Origin of the sequence: Nitrosomonas sp. Nm34 (assembly GCF_900113925.1) — a bacterium.
Lineage (GTDB): Bacteria > Pseudomonadota > Gammaproteobacteria > Burkholderiales > Nitrosomonadaceae > Nitrosomonas.
On the sequence record NZ_FORD01000139.1, the window covers coordinates 1 to 1496 of the forward strand.

Consider the following 1496-nt stretch of genomic DNA (forward strand, 5'->3'; position numbering starts at 1 on the left):
TTGATGACATGCCAGACAATGTAGGATGATTTGCCACCGCCTGGAACCGCTGATATTAGATTGATAGCCATGATTTATGATTGAGAAAGAATGCCGATAGTTTTGTGTGTTCCGAAAGCAATCCGAACCAGTATGGCGCCCGCGATAATACCAAGGGCCTGTCCGAGCCCTGCCATCTGCAAAAGATTCAGCGCAAATGACGGAATACCGCCGAAATAGCCTTGCGCACTGGTTATTAAGGAATTAATAGCCGTGCTGATAGATCCAAATGTTAGATAGCCGAATCCAAGACCAAGCAGGACACGACGTGCAAGCGGTCCCACTGTTTGAGTTAGAAACGATCCCAACGCAATAATCATATCTGTCATGATTGACCTCGATTAAATCCTGTAATAATAAAGAGTGCGGTAATGCCAGCTATCAGCAATACAAACGGACGTGAAGCCGTTGCAAAATCGCAGTATTGCTGTGTCGGTATGGTGAAATCCTTAAGTGATGTACTGATTGAAATAGGTGCTGGACAAGTGCCTTCACCCCATGAAGTCGTATTGAGAGGCGCTTCTATTTCTTGTGTGGGTAGAACTACGTCCTGGGCATCATCAAACGTAACATTAATTGTTTTTGGCTTGTCATTTTCCGGTGGCAATGCATTGTTCGTAATCTCGGTCGTGCTCGTTATCTGATTGCTTGTATTGTAGTTGGTGATGGTCGTATTTTCAGTCGTTGTAATTGATCCGGGATTTGCACTGGTTGCGCTGTCAGTTATCGTCAATGAAGTCGTGCGCTTTTGCGTACCTGTCACATTGCCCTGATCATCTTTCATGACGGTTTCTTCTTCATGAAGTTTGACCGGCGGCGCAGATGTCAAAGAAGGTGTGTTAACTGGTATCGGTTCACCATTCACGATCAACTGCACATCGAAACGAGGATCATTGAATTTTGTTTCAGCGTCATTCCAATCCTGTTGAGTAGGTGGTCTCTGAGTTGAACCTTCAAGCTTGCATGTACCATTCACAAGCGTGTAATGGGGCGCACATCCACTTTGCTCCAATATATACATAGTAAAACCGTATTGTGGACTTCTACAAGTATGTGATGTACCGACCAATTCATAGCGCAAATCTGGAAATTGTGAATACAGTGGGATTGCTAGATCACATGACAATTTTGGCGTAGGTGCATTTGTAGCAGGAAGTGTGTTTGTTCTCCAATGATTATTAGTAGTAGTAAGTGGATATAGTTCATATCCTTCTGGTGCTCCATTGGTAGACCATTCATCTGCATCATCTTTTTTGCATATATCAGCAAGTTCACAAGTAACTTCATAAAATGCTATACCTAATGATATAGGGGTAGCTACCTTAGCAAGCTTGACTACCGCTTTACCGATCTTGGAAGCATCAATTTTCCCTGTTTTTTCGACGGTTACCGGATAATTACGGCCATTCGCAGCCTTGTAATCAAAGCCTGATGTGACTTTTATAAACCTGTCGCCG

At 43.5% G+C, this 1496-nt stretch carries 2 protein-coding genes; both read right to left on the reverse strand.

Going from position 1 to position 1496, the window contains the following annotated elements; all coding sequences use genetic code 11:
* Positions 1-74: 74 nt before the first annotated feature.
* Positions 75-368, reverse strand: a complete 294-nt coding sequence (locus BM283_RS17745; RefSeq protein WP_254776443.1) for a DUF2523 domain-containing protein — start codon at positions 366-368, stop codon at positions 75-77.
* Positions 365-1496: virulence factor TspB C-terminal domain-related protein (locus BM283_RS19150; protein ID WP_090695497.1), on the reverse strand; the 1132-nt coding region annotated here is incomplete at its 5' end. The genes BM283_RS17745 and BM283_RS19150, both read right to left, overlap by 4 nt.